We start from the raw sequence: 24,679 nt of genomic DNA, 5'->3' as shown, positions 1-24,679 counted from the left end.
TGAAAGCTTATCAGCATTTAACAATTTCAAGAACTTAATTTATAGATATCACGTATCAACCAATCATCAGTGCGAATAAAAGGTTCACTGATAATTGGTTTCATTTTATACGTACGTGCAACATACATATATCATCTGTTTGGACGTTCATTCTTTCCTTTAACGTTCTTTCAAGGCATGCAATCGTCTCGTCGCTTCTCATACTATTTCCTTTACAACCATCATAATGCTTTTTCAACAATTGCATCCCTTCATCGTAATCGTCTGCTAATGCATCAACTACCCCATCTGTATATAACAACCCTTGAAAATTTGTTTTGTAGTGGATCTGTTCTTTTTTAATCTCATACTGGTCGAATAACCCGACTGGTACTGCAGTATGCTTCAATTCAATTAACTCATCATCATCAAAAAATAATAATGCAGACGGATGACCCGCATTCACCACTTCTACTAGCTTCTTCTTCAAATCAACGACCATATAGATAGCTGTGAAATAGTGGTTAATATAGCTATCATCGTGTCTAAAAAGTTCAAGCATATGGTCATTTAACTCTTTTATAACCTTCACTGGATCGATTGTCTTTGTAATAAAACCACCTACAACTGAGCGAACAGACATGCTTACAAGTGAAGAAGGTACTCCATGTCCCATTACATCTAAAACAATGACACCATATTTCGTCTCATCAATTTTAAACCAGCTATACATGTCACCTGCAAGCTCTGATGATGGCAAATATATCGCAGAGAAATCAATCTCTTCATCCTCAAATGGCAAACTTAATGCACTTTGTTGCACACGCTTTGCAACTTGTAGATCATCTAACCTTTGTTGTTCCATCTCTTTTCGTTCGGTAATATCCTCTTTAATAGAAATAAAGTGGGTAATTATACCCAACTTATTGTAGACAGGTGTAATTGACATTTCTTCATGGTAGATAATACCATCTTTTCTTCGATTCGTAATTTGCCCTCTCCATACCTTACCAGAAGTAATTGTATCCCATAGTTGTTGGTAGAATTCTTTCGTATGAACACTTGATTTCAAAATTCGCATGTTTTTCCCTACCGCTTCATGCTCTGCATAACCTGTTAGCTTTGTAAAATATGGGTTCACCCAAGCAATTCGGCCATTTCTATCTGTAATTGTAATTGCATTCGCCGCTGCTTTTAAGGCAGAAATATTCAAACGAAATTGTTCAAGCAAATCATTCATTGCTGCTTCATTTTTGCGTCGATTCATTGACTCCCGATGCAAATGCCACATTGCATTTAATCTACCTAATAGATCCCACTTTTCAATTGGTTTTTTAATAAAATCAAATATGCCAATTTCAAATGCTTCCTCTAATACGTTTTGTTGATTTTCTTCATCGATTAAAAGTAAGATTGATAAAATATGTTCCGTGCTCTGTTCGATAAGTGTTGAGCAAATTGAAAGGAGATCAGATTTAGCTAAGCTATCATCTATGAATACACAAGTTGCTGATAACTCTTTATCCATTGCAAATAACTGCTTCACTTCATCACTAGCAAGGCAGTCCAGAACAAGCTCAGTTTCGTTTAACACTTGCTCAATCTCAACTCTAACTGCTTCATTATCGGTTATTAATAAAAGGTTCATAGTTCCAGTACTTGACCAATGTTGATTGATAATTGAATGATCTTTTCCTACTAAATTATTTTTTAGTACCATCACCTCAAACCCTTTCTAGGTTTAACTTTACGTAATGAACGTATGACACAGTTATCGTCTACCTTATACATCGGCTTTAGCTTATAAATATGTTGTCAATCTACTAATTTACTGTATATTTCTACACTTCAATCGATGGTATCGCTGAAATGAAATTCGACAGTGTTCAACTAACAGTTATGGAAGTCTCACTTTATACGAGTGTATGCATCGTACAGGTTTTCAAGGACTATTAATGTAGTTTTTGTGGTGAATCTAATAAGAAAAGAATGTGAATTTTTTAAAATGTAAATAAGAGAAACCTTCATTACTGAGGATCTTAGCATTAGTTTAATTGTAAAAAACCTTAAGTTTCACTTCATACTAATTGGAGAGTGGAGGTGAGGTCACCCCCACCAGTTGAACTGAAGCTACATCACGAAGAATAGGTCTCCATAATTGTTTCGATTCTTTCAATATCGACATGAGTGCGGACATGGTCTGCGAGTTTGTTGTATGCATCTTCTCTTAATTCGTCATAGAAAGTTCGGTCTTGTATTGGAGCCAAACCTTTTCTGTTTCGTAGTGTATTTAATAAATGATGTCTGAAACGGTCATTATGGAATAAACCGTGGAAATACGTTCCAACAATCGTCTCCTCATGATTGATTTTTCCATCTTGATGATCATGCATTGTTATGAAACCTTTACCATCACCATCTGTTTGACCCATATGTATTTCATACCCTTCAACCTGAAACGAAAGATTATCAAAAGACAGTTCGCCAGTCGATCGAACCGTTCGCTTCTCTTTTGCCATCGTCGTTTTAATCGGAAATAACGCTAGGCCTTCTGCTTGTTTAGTAACTGATTCAACCTCATAAGGGTCCTCTACTATTTGACCGAGCATTTGATATCCACCACAAATACCAATAATCATCGTTTCCTTTTGTGCTGCTTCTTTCACACAATTTGCTAGGCCACTGTCGTGTAAAAATTGAAGATCTGCAATTGTACTTTTACTACCAGGTATGATGACGAGATCAGGATCGCCAAAATGGCTACTTTTCGACACATACCTTACATCACAATCATCTTCTAAGAAGAACGGATCAATATCTGTGAAATTCGAAATATACGGAAGGCGGAGAACGACTATATCAAGGTCAGACTGTTGGAATAATCCAGATGGTTTCGTATCGAGAACAACTGAATCCTCTGCATCAATGTTCAAGCCATGTAGATAAGGGATGACTCCCAGAACAGGTACACCCGTATATTCTTCAAACCAAGTTAATCCGTTCTCTAATAAGGAAATATCTCCGCGAAACTTATTAATGATAACTCCAATTACACGCTTCCGATCATGCTCTGATAATAATTGCAATGTACCTACTAAGCTAGCAAATACGCCACCTCGTTCAATATCACCGACAAGAATAACAGGTGCATCTGCTATTTCTGCAACCTTCATGTTGACGATTTCTCGATCATTTAAGTTCACTTCTGCTGGACTACCTGCACCTTCAATTACGATTCTTTCATACGTTTCACTTAACTGTGCGAAAGAGTCATGGATAATCTGTACTCCTTTATCATAAAAATGTTTACGATAATTAAATGCTTCCATGTTTTGATAAGGTTTGCCGTAAACGACAATTTGTGATCTAGAATCACTGGATGGTTTTATAAGAATTGGATTCATTTGAACGGTTGCTTCAACACGTGCCGCTTCTGCCTGCACACCTTGTGCTCGTCCAATTTCCTTACCATCAATCGTAATATACGAATTCAATGCCATATTTTGAGACTTAAATGGAGCGGTTTCGTACCCTTTGTCATTAAATATTCGGCAAAATGCTGCAACGAGTACACTTTTTCCCGCATCAGAATGTGTACCTTGTATCATCAATGACTTTGCTTTTCGTTTCATCTCTGTAGCCCCTTTACCTAATTCAATCGTTTCACTTTCACACCTTGAGAGTTATTGTAAAATTGACAAGCAATTGTTTCTTATTCTGCATCATCTGTAGCCTTATAACCTCAAGTTAACCTTGCTTAAAATTGATACCAATGCCTAATCTGATTTCATTACGATAAAAAACCTTAACTTTCTCGTAAGAAAGTTAAGGTTCGCATGAAAATAACGGTATGACATTCATACAGCTAGCTGCACTCACCTTTCTTCCCTCCGAAGAAATGGAATCACTTCATGAGCAGGTCTCCTGGCTTATGCCTTTCTTTACTTTCGTCCCTTCCCAGCATAAATGCTAGTGGTGTATGACAATTTCAATGACATATACAGTAGCGGGGGCTGCATCGGATTTTCACCGATTTCCCTATTATCCTGTTGTTAAACAATACAACAGGCACTCACAATGATTTTCACTATTTAATTCCCTCTATTAAAGCATGATTTTCTCTGTTACTCAACAATTGAGATAAACAATATATTGAGATTAGCTATGATAGGTCATATTAAATTTATTTAAGTACCAATATTATTTTACTCTGAACTGACTCATCATTTCTTGTAATTCCTCTGCTAATGCTGCAAGCTTGACTGCATCATGAGAAATAACATTTGCACTAGATGCTTGTTCTTCACTCGTTGCACTTACCTCTTGTGCACCTGCTGACGCTTCTTCAGTGAATGAGGAGATAGTTTCCATCTCTTTTCCAATGACTGATCCTGTATCCTTCAATAACTGAATTGCTTCATGAATTTCCTTATTACGACCGAGTACCTCATCGACATGTGTACTAATCTCATCAAATACTTCTGTCGTCTGGATCACTGTCTGAGTTCCTTCTTCGACAACTTTTGTTCCTCGCTCCGCTGCTTTAACAGCTCGATGACTTTCTTCTTGTGTCTTGTTAATTAACATTGATATCTGATCTGCTGAGCTAGTCGTTTCAACTGCTAACTTCCGCACTTCTTCAGCTACTACAGCAAAGCCTTTGCCATGTTCTCCGGCACGAGCGGCTTCAATCGAAGCATTAAGAGCTAGTAAGTTCGTCTGTCCTGCGATGTTTGTTATCATTTCAACAATATTACCGATTTGCTTTGATTGTTTGTCTAACTTTCCGATAATTTCTGACGTTTCCAGTACAGTATGATTCATCTCATCCATCTTCTGCAACGCTTCAGCACTGAACGTATGTCCCTTTTTCGCTGCGTTACGACTTTCTTCTGAAGTTTCAATTACCTCATCAGTGAAGGATGCAATTTGGTCAACCGTATTTAACATCGTTGTAATTTGATTTGTCGTGCTCGTAACTGAATTCGCAATATCATTCGTACCCGTTGCAAGCTCAGAAATCGTCACTGCTACTTGTTCTGCAGAATTTTTCGTATCCTCACTTGACACACAAAGTGTATCCGAAGATTGCTTAACATGATTGGCAACTTCTTGCACTTTTGATAACATGCCTTGAATTTTTTCAACCATTGTATTGAAATTTTGACCTAACAAACCTACTTCATCATTTGTATGATTCTCTACTTTAATTGTTAAGTCTCCCTCAGCTAAATTTGTAGTGAGTGAACTTAATTTCTGAATTGGTCTAACTAATCGAGATGAGAAAATAAAAATAATTAAAATACAGAAAGCAATGACAATTGCTGCAGTTACGAAAGATAACGTTGCTAAATAAGATAATTGACTTGTTGCTTCTTTCACTGGTACTACAGAAAGTGCGCTCCACCCGATTATTGGAATTTTATCATAATAGACGTAACGTTCTTCACCTTCAAAGACATAATTTTGTGTACCAGCTTTCCCTGCTTCTAAATCATTTTGTGCTTGGACAAGCTCAGGTACATCTAGTTCATGAAGCTTCTTTTTCATTGCTAATTCTTCATTCGGATGAGTAATAAACATCCCATCTGCTTGTAAAATTGTCGTATAACCTGTTTCACTAACTTTTATATCTTCAGTCATTTTCGTTAATTCTGTTAACGGTAATGTCGCTGCAACAATCCCCATTGGTCGATTAAACATTTTAATCGGTGCCGCAATCACGATTACTTGTTCATCACTCAATTTAGTTACGATAGGATCAGATACTGCAATCTCCTGATTCTCTTTCATTATTTTTTGAAAGTATAAACTGTCTTTTACATTTAAAGACTTCCCGTCTACTGTAAATGCCTCTCCATTATTATTTGCGATAAAAAATGTACTATATTCTGGATATTCTGTATTGCGTTCTCTTAGAATAGACTGTTTTATAAACCTTGAATCACCTTGAAGGTTTGCGTCTTTCGCAATATTCTTAATTCTCTCCATATGGATCGTCAAATCATCTGCTATTGTGCTTTTTATTAGCTCTAGTTGCAAGAATGCTTTCTCTTCAAAGTCTTTCACGAGAAACTCTTTCGCTTTATTGTGGTTAACCCATGAAACCGCCACTAAGGCAACGATCATAACTGGAATTAATGTCAATAATAACTTTGACTTAATACTTTTCACTCGTCTCATCCCCCTGTTGAATTTAAGAAAGTAAAACCTATTAATAAATTTTACTAGAATTATATATTATTTTAAACTAATTTATTCAGTTTTTTCTATCTTTTTACAATAATATGAATAGTTATTGGAATTTTTTTATCCTTCCACTAAATAAATCTAATAATATGATAACATTTACTAGAAAAGAGATGAGCTAAGGAGGTAAATAGGATGAGCAGAGTACAGACAGAACAAAAAGGGTATTTTGGTATATTTGGTGGTAGTGAAGTTTCACCAGAGTTACAAGAAGCACTTGATCACATTGAAGAGCAATTCGAACGGTTTAAAGATGATAAAGAATTTAACCAAGAATTCAAGTATTACTTAAAAGAATATGTTGGAAGAGAGAATCCACTCACATTCGCTGCTAACTTAACGAGCAAACTTGGTGGTGCGAAAATTTACTTAAAACGTGAAGACTTAAATCACACTGGTGCACATAAAATCAACAACGTACTTGGACAAATATTACTAGCAAAACGAATGGGTGCTAAACGGGTCATTGCCGAAACAGGTGCTGGTCAACACGGTGTTGCAACAGCGATGGGCTGTGCAATGTTTGATATGGACTGTGTCATTTATATGGGATTAGAAGATACTAAACGCCAAGCATTGAACGTATTCCGTATGGAGCTGTTAGGTGCAGAAGTGATTGCTGTTGATAAAGGACAAGGGAGATTAAAGGATGCTGTTGATGCTGCACTTGGTGATCTAATTGAGAACTATCAACATACATTCTATTTGTTAGGCTCAGCTGTTGGACCACATCCTTATCCAACAATGGTGAAGCATTTCCAAGCAATCATTAGTGAAGAGTCCAAACGCCAAATTGTCGAAAAGGAAGGACGACTTCCTGATGCTGTTATTGCCTGTGTAGGTGGAGGTAGTAATGCAATCGGTGCATTTGCGCATTATCTTAAAGAAGAGAATGTACGTTTAATCGGGGTTGAACCAGATAAGGCAGCCACATTAACAGAAGGTGTACCTGCAATTATTCATGGCTTTAAGACATTAACTTTGCTTGATGATGAAGGTAATCCGCGTCCAACATATTCAATCGCTGCTGGGCTTGATTATCCTGGTATTGGACCTGAGCACAGCCATTTGAAAGTAACGAATCGTGCAGAATATGTAACTGTATCAAATGAAGAAGTGCTTGAAGCATTCGAGCGGCTCTCACGCACTGAAGGAATTATTCCCGCTCTTGAAAGTGCTCATGCAGTTGCACATGCGATGAAACTCGCTCCTACGATGGGACAAGATGAGATTATAATCGTCAATATATCTGGACGTGGCGACAAAGATGTCCAGCATGTCTTTAACCTCTTAAATAAATAATTATCATTGTTCGTGGACCTTACCAATGGTCCACTTTTTTTATTAATAACAGACATAACTTTTTTCTTTTGATTTGAGATTTTAACGTTAGTTGATACATCATAAAACATTTCATGTTGTGTAACAATATGAAGAAGGAGGTAGAGCGATGTATAAGTACTTTTTTATTATATTGATTTTGTTTCTTACTGCTTGTTCAGAGAAAGAAGTCGATGCTCCTTCAACAACAGTTGAGGAAGATGCACAACTAAGGCAAATGAATGTTAGCGACAAAACAATATCTAAACAAGAAGCAGTTCAACTCGTACGTGAACATTTAAATCTAATTGAAAATGATCAAACGAAGATAGAGTTCGATCACATGCAAGATGCTAACTATGTCATACACGTCTATGAAACGATCACTGATTCTTCAAATTCAACTCATAGTACAACATTAGGGTGGTATCTCGTAAATCAACATACACACAAAATTGAGAATCTGCAATAATTTCATGTTTTTATTAAAATGTTATAGAAAATTCCCTATCAGTGTGGGAGGTTATTCCACTCACACTGTTATGTGATCAACTTAAGTAATGGATTCTTGTTTTCTACCTTTATTATATTATCGAGCTACTTTCTATTATTATTAAAACAATGACGAAAATTCATCACCTTGAACGAATCATATGTAATCTTAATAAATGTTTTCTTCAACACTACTTTTACTTTTGACAGAACGTTTTTTTCGGTAAATTCAACATATTGTAATCTCTTTTAATAGATTGTATGATAACTACTATATATATCATTTAACCAACAGCACATGTTTTATTTCTTCACCCATTTAATAAAAGGTGGAAATAAAACTGTTGACATATGATTAAACAATTTAATTGATAAGGTGTAGACTTATGAACAATAAAATTAGCGAACGGATTGATTGGCAACTCATCTTTTATTTATTAGTTTTCGGCATAGTTAGTTGCATTTCCATATGGAGTGCTCAAAGTAGTGGCCAATATGGAGGAAATTTTGTTAGTAAGCAAATCTTTTGGTATGTGATCGGTACTGGGATCATTGCGGTGATGACCATCTTTGATACAGATCGCTACAGAAAGTTAACATGGTACTTATACGGAGTCGGAAATTTCTCATTACTCGTTTTATGGCTATCTCCAGCAAAAATTGCCCCTGTTATTAACGGACAAAAAAGTTGGTTTAGATTACCTGGAGATATTACGATTCAACCATCAGAGTTCATGAAAGTTCTTTTTATATTAGCATTAAGTAAGGTTATTGCTGATCATCATAAGAAATATAGTGAAAAAACGATTCAAACAGACTTCCAGCTCCTTTTTAAAATCGGCTTAACACTTGCTCTCCCGCTATTTCTTATAATGCAACAGCCCGATCTTGGAACATCACTCGTATTTCTTGCCATCACAGCAGGTATGATTATCGTATCAGGAATTTCGTGGAAAATTGTACTCCCAATTTACGGCTTGGTAGCTGCAATTGGTGTAACAGCGATTGCCCTCGTCTTAAAAGCACCGAAATTTTTGCAAGAAACATTTGGAGTAGCACCATATCAACTCGGACGGATTTATTCATGGCTTGACCCGCTAAACTACCAAACATCAGAAGGTTATCACTTAACGAAATCAATACGAGCGATTGGTTCAGGTATGCTCACTGGAAAAGTAAACACTGATGAAGGAATTGGTAATCGACAAGTCTATATTCCTGAGAGCCACACTGATTTCATTTTCAGTGTTATCGGTGAAGAATTCGGTTTTATAGGAACAAGCTTTGTCGTCAGTTTGTTCTTCTTGCTCATCTATCATTTAATTAAAATATCGCTAGGAACGAATAAAGATTTCAATGTATATATCTGTTCTGGTGTTGTGAGCATGATCGCTTTTCATGTACTGCAAAATATTGGGATGACCATTCAGCTCGTTCCAATAACAGGTATACCACTACCATTCATTAGTTATGGTGGAAGCTCACTTATGGCAAATATGTTTGCTATGGGGATCATCTTCAGCATTCGTTTCCATCATAAAAACTATATGTTTAACTCAACAAAGGACTTAGAATAAGAAACTAACTAAAATATGCGAACCATACCTACTATTTTAAGTTTGATATATGAAACGCACATCCTCACTCGGATGTGCGTTTTCCTCTTCCTTTTCGTTTTTTTAAAATGATGAATACTACACTTCCAATCGCAGCAACTAGCAAAATAATAGGAGAAAATCCTATTAGAAAGACTACAATCGAAGAGAAAAAGGCAGTGATTCCATTAAGTGATGACATGAAGGCCTGTTTGATCTTCTCCCCTGTTTGTAAATCGTCTGTATTCATAACATCAGGTATTGCAATCTTAATATCTCGCAACGTAATATTCACTAATGCATAGTCAGTATTGTTCTTTAAGTATTTGACTCGCCCCTCGACTCTCTCAATCTCTTCCTGTACACGAGCGAGATCATCTGAAATCTTTAATAAATCTTCTGTTTTTTCCGCTTCATTCATGAATGAAAGTAACCGTTCCTCCACTGCACGCTTTGCCTTCAAACGAGATTGAAGGTCAACATATTCCTCTGTTACATCTTCCCCACGAACATTTCGTTCATCAACTTGTTCACTCACTGATTCAACGTACGTGAGAAAGTTTTCAAATCCTTGACTTGGCACTCGAACAGACAAATGACCTCGCTTATAATTGCCATCAGTTGAAATAGTTGACTCTACAATATACCCACCAGATTCCTTCACTGTTTCTTCAACTGATTCCATCACGTCTTCAACATCTTTCACTGACACTTCTACATAACTTTCATACGCGACCATTCGTTCAGAAACTTTGTCTTGTTCAATGCTAATATTAGCTTCATTTTCTAAAGACATATTTTTTAAACTTTCGCCACTAAATTCCGATTCTGCTTCAACTGGTGCCGATTCCGTTGTTTCTTCTACACCATTTGAACTACAAGCAACTAGCCAGATTGCCATTACACTCAACATTAACTTCTTCATAGTCATCCACCCTTTCTTAACGATAAGACGGATGAAGTTGGAAAAGGTTACATATAAAGTGAATTTAATCAAAGTTTTTTCTTCTAAATTTTCATGTGTGGGTTATAGCTTATATTTATCTTCATGGTTTTTCTGTTTCATTCGTTTAAACAAATAGTTAGTTAACGTAACAGCAACATAAATTAAAAATAGGACGATGAATCCCCACAAACCAGCAATAGCATCTTCAAATTCCATATTTCCTCTGTTCGTTATCTTCTGCTGAATTTCGATTGCGAAAACGATCACAACCATTACCGTAAACGTGTAAATAAAGGATATAGATGTAATACTCCAACGAGACATCCTTTTAAACAACAGATGCACAACAAAAAAGATTCCAATACCAAGTATCCCCATTAGCCAAAAGTGTAGCTCTTTATCTGTTAGTGCTAATCCAAACCGTTTCGTTAACATAACAAATAAATCATGTAAATTGTTAACAACATTTGCAAGTAGCTTAATGACTTCTTCCACTCTATCACCTACTTTCCATCTACTATTCATTCGTGGTTGAATATTAAAAATGTCTTAAGAGATTGTTCTAATTTTTGTAATATTTGAAGGGTAATTACACTTACTTAACGAATACAATGTTCATATATGCAAAATTTAGAGATTTTTGTAATCGTTTCACTTATTTGTACTCCTTAATTTGTCTAATCATGTACTCTCATTCTCCTCTTCTATGTTATGACTCTAAAATTTTGTCCTATAATGCCCTATTGCAATACATGTAATGTAATTAAAACGTCTATAACCCCATACATACTTACATTTAATGAAGAAATAAGGAGTGAACGAGATGAGCAGATTACTAAAAACTAAATCCGCAAAAAGCGCACTTCAAAAAGTTCAAAGAACAGCTGAAGAACTAAAGCGAGTTTGGGATCCGAATAAAACGTTAGATGAACAAATAACTCGACTACACGCAGTTATTGATGGACATTTAGAAAATGATGAATTCATAGCTATCACAACTTCTGACAGCTATGTTGTATTAAGTACGAATCGACTCCGTGAGCAAATCCCTTTTGAAGATGATGTCAGCCAAAATGCGGCTAATACAGAAACTCCTCTACTCCAAATTTATCATCGTAATACTGGAGAAGTCCTTATCGATGCTTCATGTCCAATCTTAATTGATCATTTTGATACACGTTTTAACTTAAGATTAGGCCGTATCATTCATAATCCGTTCATTGGGATCATATTCAGTGCCATGGCGATAGTTCCTACCGTTACAGCAGCAATCGTTTCACTCCTTGCAGGCCTTAGTCTTAGACAAACAGTCGCTATGACAAGCGCATCCTTTCTTACAAGTATTCTATTAGCAATTACCTTTTACCTTGTAATTACAAACCGACTCCGTCATTGGTATTCAATCACTCGAGCTGTCTCTTCAGGTGATCTAAGTAAAAATGTAAAAACAATCGGTGCTCGTAATCAGTTTCATCAAATTGGTTATGAAATAAACAAAATGATTCTAGGTTTTCGAAACATTATGCAAGAGCTTGATAAAGCGGCAGATTCTGTCGATCATATTAGTAACGATCAAAGGGAAGAAGCACAACGTCTATCGGAAGCATTTGAAGAAATTTCAGCTACGATGGATTCATTTGAACACGGCTCGTTACAACAACAAACAGAAGTAAAAAGAGCTCACAAAATGGTACAAGAGATGATGAATCGAATTAAAACGATGCAAGATGAAGTAGAATTTGCTGAAAGAGGTGCTGATGATTCTCTTGCTACTGCTGAAAAGGGAGAACTTGCTGTTCTACAAACCCAAAAACAAATGCAAACTATTCAACATACCGTTTCAAAAACAGCAGAAAAAATCAGACAAGTCTCTTCAGAAGCGGACAGTGTGATGGAAAAGGTCTCATCGATAACAAACATTGCAGAGCAAACGAACTTACTTGCCCTCAATGCCTCAATCGAAGCAGCTCGAGCAGGTGATGCTGGCAAAGGGTTTGCTGTTGTAGCCCAAGAAGTTCGCAAACTCGCTGAAGGAACAAATGAATTTGCTAGCGACATTCTCTCTTCTCTCTCTCAAACGAGAAAAGACTTGGATGAAGCTGTTAAACAAGTTGAAGAAAATGTACAAACGATTACTCATGGTGTAAAAAAAGTTTCTCAAGCTGGTGATGCCATTACCGAATTAAAATCATCTGGTATTGAAACGAAAGAACTCGTATCTCGTAATCGGATCTCGACACAATCTGTTAATGAAGATGGCCAACATTTATTTACGATCATTAATCAAATCAATGACATTGCAAATGATTTCACAGCTATGGTAAATGAAACAACGAGTAAGTTAAGTACTCACATTACCGGCATTCACAACTTAGCGAAAGAATCTACCATACTTTCAGAAGATGCCGCTAATTTGCAAAAAATCGTAAGGCGGTTTCATCAGACAACTTAACTATTGAAGATGGCACATAAAAGGATTCGTTCCGATATGTGTCTTTTTTTATCCTATCTATAAGAAAAGGATTTTACGCAAATAACTTGATTCATTTTACTCTACCTATTATTTTAGAGTGTAGAGTGATAATTATTGGAATGATAAGATATATATCATTAATGATTCGTATTTTTCATTGAATTTGAGGAGTTTGATTATGACAAGTGTATTAATAGGCAGCGTACTTTCTGCCTTATCAACAGGACTTGGCGCTATACCAATTCTATTCTTGCAGCATGTTACACACCGCTGGCGGGACATGCTCTTAGCCTTCACAGCTGGTATTATGATGTCTGCTGCACTGATGAGCTTAATACCTGAAGCTCTCTTAAACGGGCATTTCTATCAAATGGCTATCGGACTTATTCTCGGTGTTGCTACTTTAACGACACTTGAGAAAAATATCCCACATATTGATATTGAACAAACAAACAAAAATGTTCATATTGAAGAAAAGGCTTTGCTCGTCATCGTAGCCTTGACTCTTCATAATATCCCTGAAGGTCTTTCTGTAGGTGTTAGCTATGCATCAACAGCATCCGAAACGGGTAATCTCGTCGCAATTGCGATTGGATTTCAAAATGCACCTGAAGGTTTTCTCGTCGCCTTATTCTTAGCAAATCAGCGTATTAACAAGTATTGGGCACTTATTATTGCTACACTAACTGGTGCAGTAGAAATCGTTGCTGGACTAGTAGGCTTCTTCTTAACAGCATATATTGATTGGCTCATACCATATGGACTCTCATTTGCTGCAGGTGCGATGCTGTTCATTATTTATAAAGAACTAATCCCAGAGAGTCATGGTGATGGGAACGAACGTTATGCCACATATGCTTTCATTCTCGGTTTATTATTTATGATTGCAATTATTAATTACTTCGGGTAATTGTCTACCACTGCACACTACCATTAATGTGTTCAGTGGTTTTTATGTTTTTTTAATTGCTTTTCTTTTCCCTTTTCCAATCTTATTCGGTACACTGAAGATGTTAGAGGCAGATCAAGATAAATTTTTGATCGTTTGAAAAGAACATTCACTACGCACTTTGGAGGATACGTACAATTGTTACTTACACTATTACTAGGAGCTATCAGTCTTTTTTGGATCATTGTATTATTCGATGCAGCGATTGGCTTTCGAAAGATAGAGGCACTTGAAACCGTCCAACCTTCAAATGAAACAACATTATTATCCGTCATTATCGCTGCACGAAATGAGCAAGACTCGATTGAAAAGAGTATTCGTTCCCAGCTATTGCAACAATATGAGCATGTGGAATGGATCGTTGTCAATGATCGCTCAACAGACAAAACTGGTGAGATCATTGATCGAATTGCTACATCTGACAAGCGTGTAAAACCTCTCCATATTCGTTCTCTTCCGAACAACTGGTTAGGCAAAAACTATGCGCTCTTTCAAGGGTATAAAAAGGCAAGTGGAGACGTCTTTCTCTTCACAGATGCAGATGTCATCTATAAGCAAGGGGCATTCGCGAAAGCAATTACTTATTTACAAAAAACAGCTGTTGACCATATTACTATTGCTCCAAAACTCATCGGTGACACATTTTGGTTGAAAGCATTTATTTACTTCTTTCTATTCGGTTTCGGTTATTTTAAGAGACCGTGGAAAGCAAATGATGACAGGTCACAAATGGGAATGGGGATTGGTGCGTTTAACTTAATTACTCGTCAAGCATATGAAAAGCTAGGAACACATGAAGCCATTGCAATGCGCCCTGACGATGACCTACAAATGGGGCTTCAAGTGAAGCGTTCAGGAGGAAAACAACGTCTTTTAACTGGAATGAACTTAATTGAAGTGAGATGGTACCCTTCGTTAACAGAAGCAATTAGAGGGTTAGAGAAAAACACGATGGCAGGGTTATTTTATCACTATTGGATGGTAGGCGTAGCAATTATAGGGATTACTCTGACACATTTCACTCCTTTTTTAACTATCTTCTCTAACCAGGCATCGATTAGATTGTTGAGTATACTTTCTCTCGTATGTATGTTCATCTTATACACACTTACAACGAAAAAGATGGCAGGTGCAACGCCAATTCATTTCATCGCATTACCAATTACAGGTTGTATCTTTCTCTTCACAATCGTTCGAGCAGCGTATCTAACAAAGAAACAAGGAGGCATCATTTGGCGAGGAACATATTATTCACTTGATGAGCTACGGAAGAGTTAAGACAAGCTACATGGAGCGTTTCATGTAGCTTAGTTGTTTAGAAATCTTACTGTTAAATTCACCACCACTTTCTTCCTAATACAGTGGATTTTTTTCACTAATTAAGAAAGGGACTAACACATCTTCTTCCACCTTTTTGAGAGTGTCACCAATTTCATGCCTATCATCCTCAGAAGGCAAATCTATTGAATGAAGATATTCTTCAAAAAAAGCTAAAAGGTCATTAATCTCAAGTCGATCTGTTTCTGAGAATTCTCCATTTTTTATTTTGTCTTGTAACTTCACTAAGTGCACATTTAACAATAGATGGAACGAACTAGTTTGTGCTGGAATTTCCATAAGCTTTGATAATTTCAAATTAGTATAATTATAATCCTGTGCAGATGATATATGTTGGAATCGATCTTCTTGTGAGTTCATTGCACTCTCTAGAGATTGTTTTATATTTATTTGATTACGAACATAAACAGTAAACATTTCATTATCTTTTATGTACTCATCTTTATCCATTTGCTCAATTACTGTATCGTAGTAATAAATGACAGATACTAATGTAACAGTTAATAAAATTGAAACTACTACTGCTATTTCAAACTTCATTTTCTTGCAATTTATCACAATCACCTCCCTTATTACTCTTCAATCTAGATTCAGTTGTATCCCCTAATATAAGATACATATAGAAAAAAAAGCTGATTTCATTAATATATACTGATAGAAATGACTGCATCGTATAAACGTTATCACCATTAAAAAATGTCGTCGTTCATTATTATGAAACGACGACATTAACAATGTACTGCCAACAAAACTTAACTTCTATATGAATAACTGCTTACAAACCGCTTTGATGACTGTTCGATATAAGCATTTGTTCTACGAATCATTGCATTTTCATCACAGTTACGAAGTTTCGGGCATGATAAGCAATCCTTCCAAATCTTCTCTGGCATACTTTCCTTATCAACAGGCTCAAAACCACATTTTTCGAAAAATAGTACTTCGTAAGTCATCGAGAATACGTGCTCAACACCAAGGGAGGTGGCTTCTTCCATCAATTGTTCCACAATTGCTCGTCCTGTGCCCTTTCCCTTTTGGTTTTGGGCAACGACGAGTGAACGTACTTCGGCAAGGTCATGACCGAGAACGTGTAAGCTGCCACATCCAACGACCTCTCCGTCTTCTTTTGCAACAGTCATACATTGCATATTTTCATAGAGTGATAGTTTTGTACGTGGAAGAAGAATGCCATCTTTTGCATATGAAGCAATCATATGAAATATCGGTTCAATATCTGTTACAACAGCTTTGGATAAAATCATCTCGTCCACCCTTTATCGTTAAGCGTTGACTTATGCAAAGTCACGAGCTCATATAATAGATTCATTTTATTTGATTTGTCCTGTTCCTCTTACAATGTATTTTGCAGATGTTAAAGCCGTTAATCCCATCGGTCCACGTGCATGTAGCTTTTGTGTACTAATGCCAATTTCAGCTCCGAAGCCAAATTCAAACCCATCAGTGAAACGTGTAGACGCATTATGATAAAGTGCTGCTGCATCAACACGTTGGAAGAAGTCTGCAATGTTCACATCTGTTTCAGAAATAATTGCTTCTGAATGCTTCGTTCCATACTCGTTAATATGTGTAATAGCTTCAGAGACATTACTCACAACTTTTAGAGCAACAATGTAGTCTAAAAATTCTGTTGACCAATCTGCTTCAACTGCCTCATGTAGTCCGTCAACTAGTTCGTTGGCACGTTTACACGCTCGTATCTGCACATTCTTTTCTTGTAGAGCAACGATTAGATCTCCTAAGTGCTCCTGTGCCCACTGTTCATGAACGAGAATCGTCTCTGCGGCATTACAAACAGAAGGCCGTTGAGTCTTGGCGTTTACTGCTATTGAAATTCCCATATCTTTCTTAGCTGTTTCATCTAAATAGATATGACAGTTACCGACACCTGTTTCAAGGACAGGTACACTCGCATTTATTACAACAGTTTGGATTAGGCCTGCACCACCACGTGGAATTAGAACATCAAGATATTCATTTAGCTTGAACATCTCAGAAGCTGTTTCACGACTCGTATCATGTAACAATTGCACTGCTTCATATGGAAGTGAAGATTTCTTCAACGCATCATGGATAACTTGCACAAGCGCTTGATTGGAATATGATGCTGACGAACTACCTCTTAATAACACCGCATTTCCCGTTTTAAGACATAAACTTGTTGCATCAACCGTAACATTTGGACGAGCTTCATAAATCATCCCGATGACACCTAAGGGAACTCGTACTTGATTTATTTGTAATTCATTTGGACGAGACCATTCGTCAATGACATCACCAATTGGGTCATTCAGCTCTGTTAATTGGTTTAATGCATCTGCCATTTCAGAGATACGCTGCTGTGACAAAGCAAGTCGATCAATTAATGATTCATTAAGACCGTTCTCTCTACCTTTTGAAATATCTTTTTCATTTTCTTCAATAATAAATGTAGATTGTGCCAACAACTCTTTCGCAATAAGACGTAATGCCTCATTCTTCTGCTCTGTTGTTTTTACAGCCATTTCACTACTTACAGCTTGCAATAACTGAGCTTTTTTCACTAATTCACTCATTTGATAACACTCTCCTTCCCATTTTCTACCCATTGATTTCGATGAATAACCACTTTACTTTTTCGATTTGTTTTCTCAATTGCCTCATCACTCGGTAACCCCTTAATCGTCTGAAGCTCCTCACTTTCATAGTTCACTTGCCCTTTGCCAAGCACTTTGCCCTTTTGATCGATAACCTCAACAACATCGCCAGCACTGAAATCTCCTGTTACGTCCACAACACCAGCTGGAAGCAGGCTTTTTTGGCGCTGTGTAAGTGCCAGCTTCGCTCCTTCATCAACGACTATCGTTCCTTTCACTTCCGAATGTAGTCCAACCCACTGCTTCGTATTATTTACATGGGCACGAACAGGGTTTCCTATATACGTCCCATTGCCTTTACCTTGAAGGATATCCACTAATTTATCCGTACCTTCTCCCATACCTATGAATGCACTAATTCCTAGTGATAGCGATGTTTGTGCCGCTTCAATCTTCGAACGCATCCCCCCTGTACCAAGACCTGAAGAAGACTCTTCCGATGCTTCTTGGAATAACTGTTCTTCAATATATGGAAGAAACGCATATTTTTTCGCATCTGAATACACTTTTGGATTTTTATCGTACAACCCGTTCACATCAGTTAAAATGATGAGCATATCAGCATGAATCATTCCCGCAACGAGAGCAGATAACATATCATTATCCCCGAACGTTAACTCCTCTACTGCAACCGAATCATTTTCGTTGATGATTGGTAGTACACCTCGTTTGAGTAGTTCATTTAATGCATTATAAGCGTTGCAGTACTGTTCCTTTTGATGAAAATTTTGCCTTGTTAATAACATTTGAGCAGTTACAATCTGATGTGTCTTGAACTTTTCTGTATAGCCTTGCATTAATAGCCCCTGTCCGACAGCTGCTGCTGCTTGCTTCCCTACAATTGTAATCGGTCGTGTCGGATACCCAAGATCTGTGAAGCCTGCCGCTACAGCCCCTGAAGATATAAGCACCACTTCATGACCTCTTTCTTTCAAACGAACTAATGCGTCAACGTGTTCTGATAGCTTCTGTTCAGCCAAGCCTCCCTTCTCATTTGTTAACGAGCTACTTCCTATCTTCACGACGATACGTTTCTTCGTCATTCCAACCATCCTTTGTGAATTTTTATACAACTATTTGATTATTTAGTCAATTATCTATAATAAAAAAAGCCTTCCACATCCTTATAAAAAAGGACGGAAAGACTTTATCTCCGCGGTACCACCTTTTGTTGGCAAGTTCAAGTGCCCACTCATTCACACCGTTAACGCTGGTAAGCGGTCAGCTTTTCACCGACAGCTCTGAGGCAGGTTCAACAAGTTAACGAATGATGGAACTTTTCAGCCAATGAGCTCCACTCTCTTTCACCATAATCATTGTTTACTAATCCTCTTCAACACTTTAATATTGTTGATTATTATGCACTAGATTGAATCATTATGTCAATGATTTATTTAATCTTTTTCAACATCGTACATTTTCTTGAATTATGTTTTCAGACAGTGATATTTCGAAATAATATAATACTTTTGTGAAATAATACAATGTGTATGTTCTTTTTAATGTTAGAAAAGTTAACATGTGTGACAAATAGGTTATTTACAAACTATTTATTCATTTGCTATAGTATATTAGTGCGCCAATAAATTTTCGTGTTATATAATAATAAATAATATTTTGAATTATTTGATATAGCAACGAGAACGTTAGCAACTATGCGCTTGGCAAGCAGTTTAATATTACGGAGAGGGATGTTAGATTATGGATATTATTACTTCAATTGTCGGAATGTTAAATGACTTCATTTGGTCGAAGTTACTCATTGCTACATTACTAGCGTTAGGTCTTTATTTTACGCTTCGTACAAAGTTAGTTCAATTTCGTCTTATTCCCGAAATGTTCAGATTATTAAAAGAAAGTCCTGAACACAAATCGAAAGACAGTATCTCATCTTTCCAAGCATTTTCAATCAGTACTGCTTCACGTGTTGGCACTGGTAATATGGCCGGAGTTGCAACTGCAATCGCTGGTGGTGGACCAGGAGCAGTATTCTGGATGTGGGTTATTGCACTAATCGGTGGAGCATCAAGCTTCGTTGAAAGTACATTAGCACAAATTTATAAAGAAAAAGATGAAAAAGGATTCTTCCGTGGTGGCCCTGCTTATTACATAGAAAAAGCACTAAACCAACGCTGGCTCGGTATAATTTTCGCTATCTTACTTATCATTTGTTACGGTTTCGTCTTCAATGCATTACAAGCAAACACAATTACACTTGCATTCAATAACTCATTTGAGATGAGTCGTGGTCTGTTAGGTATCTTTCTTGCCATTGTTACAGCACTAGTTATCTTCGGTGGTGTAAAACGTATTGCCAATTTCACACAGATTGTTGTACCAGTTATGGCGATTGTTTACATTGTCATTGCTGTCATCGTTATCGCAATGAACTTCACGCTTATCCCTGAATTGATCGGAACAATTGTTTCAAGTGCATTCGGTTTTCGTGAAGTGGCTAGTGGTGGTGTAGGTGCTGCAATTATGTTAGGAATTAAGCGTGGTCTATTCTCGAATGAAGCGGGTATGGGTAGTGTTCCAAACGCTGCTGCAACAGCTGATGTATCACACCCTGTTAAACAAGGTCTAATTCAAACATTAGGTGTATTCGTTGATACGATTATCCTATGTTCAGCTACTGCATTCATTATTTTACTTGCTGGTAATGATACTGGTGATCTAACTGGTATTGAATTACTTCAAGAATCATTAAACATTCATATTGGTGGCTGGGCAGGTTACTTAATTTCATTTGCAATTCTGTTATTTGCATTCAGTTCAATTATCGGAAATTATTATTACGGTGAGTCTAACATTCAATTTATTAACTCAAACAAAGGGTTAATGTACTTCTATCGTGCGGTTGTTATCTCAATGGTACTATGGGGTTCTGTTGTTGGAATCGATATCGTTTGGAGTTTAGCAGATCTATTCATGGGGCTAATGGCGCTCATTAACTTAGTAGTTATTGCGATACTCGGTAAATTTGCATTTAGTGCTCTCGACGATTACTTGAAACAGCGAAAAGCTGGTCAAAACCCAACTTTCCATGTTGACAATATTCACGGCTTAGAAAATGTGGAATGCTGGGGTGAAAAAGGAAGTAAAAAGCAAGAAAGTAATTAAAGGTAACAGCTCACAAGGAAATCCGCGCACCTATTCATAGGACGCGGATTTTTCATTTTAATCATTACCATAGTTCAATAAATGTCCGTTAATAACGTTAAATCATGATCGGTTTCTGTCATTATTACAATCCATTTGTTATACAACTGTTCTGTAGTCATCTCATTATCTTTTTCTCTAGAGAAAACTTCCGATAATTCATTGAGCTTGATGTATAGAGTTGATGAAATTTGCTTTGCCAACTCTTCATCCAAATCTCTTGACTTACTAGTTTCATATAGAAATTTATAAATCGAGATGTTATAACGTTCAGACAAAAATAAACTTAAATCAAACACATTCTGACTTACAAAATGTAATTCCATGCTAAGGTGTTCGACTGCCCTTTGATCATTTAAAATTGCTTTTTGAAATAGTTTCAGTTCACGAAATGTGAAATCATCTTCATATGATTCATATAATTTGGTCATTAAAAATAGGTGGCTATTAATATCTTCCATAATACGTTCTAACATGCGTTTCTGCGCATATTTATGAGCTTTAATCTCATCGTTTGCTTCAGTCCATAAATAAAAAAATACACCTAGACCGAGCCAACCAATTGCAAGCAAAATGATATACCTTCGCTTCATCATAATCACACCTCAACTATATCAAATTAAATCATTACAAAAACATTTGCATCCTAATTATGTAAATTATTATAATAGAGTAATACTTCTATCTATGAAGCAATTTTTCAACATTACTAATATATTTAACTATTTCTATATATAACTAAACAGTATGGGCACATTACAACTTCTATTAACCAACTCAATATTATAAAGACATGATGATAACATGGAGGTGTACAAACTGAACAAACTAATAACATTCTTATTAGAATTAATTCGAGTTACTGTTATAATGTTCCTTTTATTCGCGATATTTGGTTACATTAATTCCCTTATTGTTAAACTGATCATTGGCACGACTTCAACAAATAACTTTGTTAGTTTAAGTCAACTAACTGGAATATTGATATTTATCATCATCATTTACCGAAATAAACTTCAATTCAACGGTTTTTTCCAAAGCGGTACTGAAAAAGCACTATCACCAAAGATTACAAAATATATGATTGCAATTGGTTTATTGCTCATCGCTGTACCTTACTTTTTCCTTATATTAGGAATGGGGCAACAAACGTTGTGATTATTTATATCTCTGTTATTTTTTTGGATATCTTCCAAACTCATTTCATATAAATAGCAAAAGATGTGAAGTTGTGAGAGGGTGAAGAAGATGAATTTAGAAAAATTTGTAGACCCAATGCCTATCATGCCTATTCTTAAGCCAACTGCGATAAATAATGGTATCCCATATTATGAAGTGACCATGCTACAATGCAAACAGAAGCTTCATCGTGACTTACCTCCGACGAAAATATGGGGATATGACGGATTATTCCCTGGACCGACGATAGCTGTCTGGCGCAACCAAAAGATTGAAGTTCTCTGGAAAAATGAATTACCGAGAAAGCACTTTCTTCCTATCGATACAACGGTTCACGGCGCAGAAGAATGGAATCCTGAAGTGAGGACAGTTGTACACTTACATGGAGGTGCAACACCATCAGATAGTGATGGGTATCCTGAAAGCTGGTTCACTCATGGATTTGAAATTGTTGGCCCTACCTTCTCAAGATTCGTATATTGTTATCCTAATGATCAACCACCAACAGCATTATGGTATCACGACCATGCAATGGGCATTACTCGCTTAAACATCTATGCAGGTTTAGTCGGTATGTATCTCATCTATGACTTACATGAGCAATCACTCGGATTACCGAAAGGACCTTTTGAAGTTCCGCTTGTCATTCAAGATCGCTCCTTTAAGCCAGACGGTTCTTTGTATTATCCGAGACAACCGAAGCCACCTGTTAAAGGAGTTGATCCTTCTGTTCTACCTGATTTTTTTGCAGATACGATATTAGTTAACGGGAAAGTATGGCCGTATTTTGAAGTTGAACCTCGTAAATATCGCTTTCGTATCTTAAATGGTTCTAATGCTCGCTTTTACAACCTAAGCTTATCTTCAGGTCAACCATTCTATCAAATTGGAACTGATCAAGGTTTACTACAACAGCCTGTCATCGTTTCTGAGCTTTTATTATCACCAGCAGAACGAGCAGATATTATTATCGATTTCTCTGAATATCCTAATCAATTCATTCAATTAAAAAATGACGCTGCTTCCCCATACCCTCAAGGAGATGATGTTGACCCTGATACTACTGCATTCGTTATGGAATTTCGCGTTACGAAACCACTATCAAGCAAAGATGATAGCATCATCCCTTACTTCTTAACATACATACCAAAATTAACTGAAAAAGATGCTAGTAACAATCGTAATCTCACACTCGTTCTAAGACCAGATCAATACGAACGAAACATTCACTTATTAGATGGAAAGCTGTGGACTGACCCAATCTCAGAAGATCCGAAGCTCGGTAGCATTGAGACATGGACGTTCATTAACCTTACTGAAGCATCACATCCAATCCACCTACATTTAGTTCGCTTCCAAGTTCTCGATCGTCAAACATTTGATGTTGATTATTATAAAAAAACAGGTAAAATTCGTACAACAGGTCCGAAAAGGCTGCCCGACCTTAATGAACGTGGTTTGAAAGATACCGTGCGGGCTGATCCAGGTGAAATCACACGAATCATCGTTCCGTTCGGTCCTTATTCAGGTCGTTACGTTTGGCATTGCCACATACTAGAGCATGAAGATTATGAAATGATGCGCCCATATATAGTTATAGACGAATAAAACACATATAAAACAAGCATGAAAATTATCTTTTTAGAAGATAGTTCATGCTTGTTTTATGATCTAATTATCCACTTTACAAACTAATCTGTAGCAATTACTCCGTACCTATTTTCTTCCCCAATCCACGAACTAACTTCACGCCATTTTATACTTTTAGCCGCTATCCAGTTATACTTATTGCTAGCTGCTTGCTCTAGTTCCCAAGAAGAGTCATCTGCCCAATAAAATAACCCGTCGTGTAACATGAGTTTTGCTCCTAAAATAATGCCATCTCCTTGCGGAGTGATATGAAATTGAGTTACACCTTCAAAAACAAGTTCTATTGCTGAAGGGTTACGATACTGCCTCTGGAACAAGATACGAACGTTCGTACTAAATTCTGATGGCACATTCATAGATAAGTTCTCATTCACATAACTCCCCGTCCACATATACAGTTCCTTTATACAGCTATCGTGAAAGAAACCGAATGTCTTCGAAAGTTCTTCAAGATTTTGTTTATCTTCTACTAGAGTCCAATTCATACTCTCACCTCTTCCCTATAAATTCCTATAATTATATAATAATTCATTTTAGTCACATTGTAAGATATTGAATGAGTTTATTGGTAACATTAAAAACAAACAATAAATTAATGATTCTACCAACCATGTGTTTCTTTTTAATTAGATGAACTTCTTAGCAATGAAGGAAGAATAAGCTTTGTTGAATTTATGAAAGTTTGAAGTGAAT

20 protein-coding genes, 1 pseudogene, 1 riboswitch and 1 other annotated feature are annotated in these 24,679 nt (G+C 36.6%); of the genes and pseudogenes, 9 read left to right on the top strand and 12 right to left on the bottom strand.

Features of this window, described 5'->3' with window-relative positions:
- Positions 1-100 precede the first annotated feature (100 nt).
- The 4 genes and pseudogenes from BFG57_RS01925 to BFG57_RS19545 form a co-directional block, all read right to left on the bottom strand.
- Entirely contained in the window at positions 101-1,699 is a 1,599-nt protein-coding gene (locus tag BFG57_RS01925; protein WP_069715777.1) for a PP2C family protein-serine/threonine phosphatase, read from the bottom strand.
- A 415-nt stretch (positions 1,700-2,114) separates the two neighbouring features.
- Positions 2,115-3,611 (bottom strand): cobyric acid synthase, encoded by a 1,497-nt coding sequence (locus BFG57_RS01920; protein WP_069715776.1) that lies wholly within the window; start codon positions 3,609-3,611, stop codon positions 2,115-2,117.
- Positions 3,612-3,876: 265 nt separating this feature from the next.
- A riboswitch (cobalamin riboswitch) is annotated at positions 3,877-4,070 on the bottom strand.
- A gap of 109 nt (positions 4,071-4,179) precedes the next feature.
- Positions 4,180-5,109, bottom strand: a complete 930-nt coding sequence (locus BFG57_RS19550) for a methyl-accepting chemotaxis protein (protein WP_425388456.1) — start codon at positions 5,107-5,109, stop codon at positions 4,180-4,182.
- A 15-nt stretch (positions 5,110-5,124) separates the two neighbouring features.
- Positions 5,125-6,108: pseudogene (locus tag BFG57_RS19545) on the bottom strand (PDC sensor domain-containing protein); the annotation flags it as partial.
- Positions 6,109-6,363: 255 nt separating this feature from the next.
- Between BFG57_RS19545 and trpB the strand changes: the two are divergent.
- The 3 genes from trpB to BFG57_RS01900 all read left to right on the top strand — a co-directional run bounded on the left by trpB (position 6,364) and on the right by BFG57_RS01900 (position 9,617).
- Positions 6,364-7,530 (top strand): tryptophan synthase subunit beta, encoded by a 1,167-nt coding sequence (trpB, locus tag BFG57_RS01910; protein ID WP_069715774.1) that lies wholly within the window; start codon positions 6,364-6,366, stop codon positions 7,528-7,530.
- Between the two features lie 148 nt (positions 7,531-7,678).
- On the top strand, positions 7,679-8,020 hold the full coding sequence (locus tag BFG57_RS01905; protein ID WP_069715773.1) for a hypothetical protein: 342 nt from the start codon (positions 7,679-7,681) through the stop codon (positions 8,018-8,020).
- A 406-nt stretch (positions 8,021-8,426) separates the two neighbouring features.
- Positions 8,427-9,617, top strand: a complete 1,191-nt coding sequence (locus BFG57_RS01900; protein WP_069715772.1) for an FtsW/RodA/SpoVE family cell cycle protein — start codon at positions 8,427-8,429, stop codon at positions 9,615-9,617.
- A gap of 64 nt (positions 9,618-9,681) precedes the next feature.
- Here the strand turns inward: BFG57_RS01900 and BFG57_RS01895 are convergent, their stop codons facing one another.
- Both BFG57_RS01895 and BFG57_RS01890 read right to left on the bottom strand, forming a co-directional pair.
- A complete protein-coding gene (locus tag BFG57_RS01895) occupies positions 9,682-10,560 on the bottom strand; it encodes a DUF4349 domain-containing protein (RefSeq protein ID WP_069715771.1) in 879 nt (292 codons plus the stop codon).
- A 102-nt stretch (positions 10,561-10,662) separates the two neighbouring features.
- A complete protein-coding gene (locus BFG57_RS01890; protein ID WP_342670267.1) occupies positions 10,663-11,106 on the bottom strand; it encodes a hypothetical protein in 444 nt (147 codons plus the stop codon).
- 298 nt (positions 11,107-11,404) lie between these two features.
- Here BFG57_RS01890 and BFG57_RS01885 point away from each other — a divergent pair, with 298 nt between their 5' ends.
- From BFG57_RS01885 to BFG57_RS01875, 3 genes are all read left to right on the top strand, one after another.
- Positions 11,405-13,033 (top strand): methyl-accepting chemotaxis protein, encoded by a 1,629-nt coding sequence (locus tag BFG57_RS01885; protein WP_069715769.1) that lies wholly within the window; start codon positions 11,405-11,407, stop codon positions 13,031-13,033.
- A 199-nt stretch (positions 13,034-13,232) separates the two neighbouring features.
- Entirely contained in the window at positions 13,233-13,964 is a 732-nt protein-coding gene (locus BFG57_RS01880) for a ZIP family metal transporter (protein WP_069715768.1), read from the top strand.
- Between the two features lie 135 nt (positions 13,965-14,099).
- Positions 14,100-15,281, top strand: a complete 1,182-nt coding sequence (locus BFG57_RS01875) for a glycosyltransferase family 2 protein (protein ID WP_245676685.1) — start codon at positions 14,100-14,102, stop codon at positions 15,279-15,281.
- 75 nt (positions 15,282-15,356) lie between these two features.
- Here BFG57_RS01875 and BFG57_RS01870 read toward each other — a convergent pair whose 3' ends face one another.
- The 4 genes from BFG57_RS01870 to proB form a co-directional block, all read right to left on the bottom strand.
- Complete coding sequence (locus BFG57_RS01870; RefSeq protein ID WP_139125030.1) at positions 15,357-15,881, bottom strand: hypothetical protein; 525 nt, start codon at positions 15,879-15,881, stop codon at positions 15,357-15,359.
- Positions 15,882-16,093: 212 nt separating this feature from the next.
- The gene (locus BFG57_RS01865) at positions 16,094-16,603 is read right to left on the bottom strand and encodes an N-acetyltransferase (protein WP_069715765.1); all 510 of its coding nucleotides are present in this window, start codon (positions 16,601-16,603) and stop codon (positions 16,094-16,096) included.
- Between the two features lie 66 nt (positions 16,604-16,669).
- Positions 16,670-17,914, bottom strand: a complete 1,245-nt coding sequence (locus BFG57_RS01860; RefSeq protein WP_069715764.1) for a glutamate-5-semialdehyde dehydrogenase — start codon at positions 17,912-17,914, stop codon at positions 16,670-16,672.
- The gene (gene proB, locus BFG57_RS01855; RefSeq protein WP_069715763.1) at positions 17,911-19,038 is read right to left on the bottom strand and encodes a glutamate 5-kinase; all 1,128 of its coding nucleotides are present in this window, start codon (positions 19,036-19,038) and stop codon (positions 17,911-17,913) included. Before proB ends, BFG57_RS01860 begins: the two co-directional genes overlap by 4 nt.
- Before the next feature lie 86 nt (positions 19,039-19,124).
- Positions 19,125-19,341, bottom strand: a binding site (T-box leader).
- 355 nt (positions 19,342-19,696) lie between these two features.
- Between proB and BFG57_RS01850 the strand changes: the two genes are divergently transcribed.
- On the top strand, positions 19,697-21,118 hold the full coding sequence (locus BFG57_RS01850; RefSeq protein ID WP_069715762.1) for an alanine/glycine:cation symporter family protein: 1,422 nt from the start codon (positions 19,697-19,699) through the stop codon (positions 21,116-21,118).
- Between the two features lie 74 nt (positions 21,119-21,192).
- On the opposite strand, the gene BFG57_RS01845 is transcribed toward BFG57_RS01850, so the two are convergent.
- On the bottom strand, positions 21,193-21,750 hold the full coding sequence (locus BFG57_RS01845) for a hypothetical protein (protein ID WP_069715761.1): 558 nt from the start codon (positions 21,748-21,750) through the stop codon (positions 21,193-21,195).
- Positions 21,751-22,027: 277 nt separating this feature from the next.
- On the opposite strand from BFG57_RS01845, the gene BFG57_RS01840 reads away from it, so the two are divergent.
- Both BFG57_RS01840 and BFG57_RS01835 read left to right on the top strand, forming a co-directional pair.
- A complete protein-coding gene (locus BFG57_RS01840) occupies positions 22,028-22,315 on the top strand; it encodes a hypothetical protein (RefSeq protein WP_139125029.1) in 288 nt (95 codons plus the stop codon).
- 90 nt (positions 22,316-22,405) lie between these two features.
- Positions 22,406-23,944, top strand: a complete 1,539-nt coding sequence (locus BFG57_RS01835) for a multicopper oxidase family protein (protein ID WP_069715759.1) — start codon at positions 22,406-22,408, stop codon at positions 23,942-23,944.
- Between the two features lie 83 nt (positions 23,945-24,027).
- Here BFG57_RS01835 and BFG57_RS01830 read toward each other — a convergent pair whose 3' ends face one another.
- The gene (locus tag BFG57_RS01830; protein WP_069715758.1) at positions 24,028-24,471 is read right to left on the bottom strand and encodes a hypothetical protein; all 444 of its coding nucleotides are present in this window, start codon (positions 24,469-24,471) and stop codon (positions 24,028-24,030) included.
- Positions 24,472-24,679 lie beyond the last annotated feature (208 nt).

Origin of the sequence: Bacillus solimangrovi (assembly GCF_001742425.1) — a bacterium.
GTDB classification, from domain to species: Bacteria; Bacillota; Bacilli; order Bacillales; family Bacillaceae_N; genus Bacillus_AV; species Bacillus_AV solimangrovi.
The sequence above is the reverse complement of the archived record's forward strand: the minus strand, read 5'-3'. Positions and strand labels throughout refer to the sequence as shown.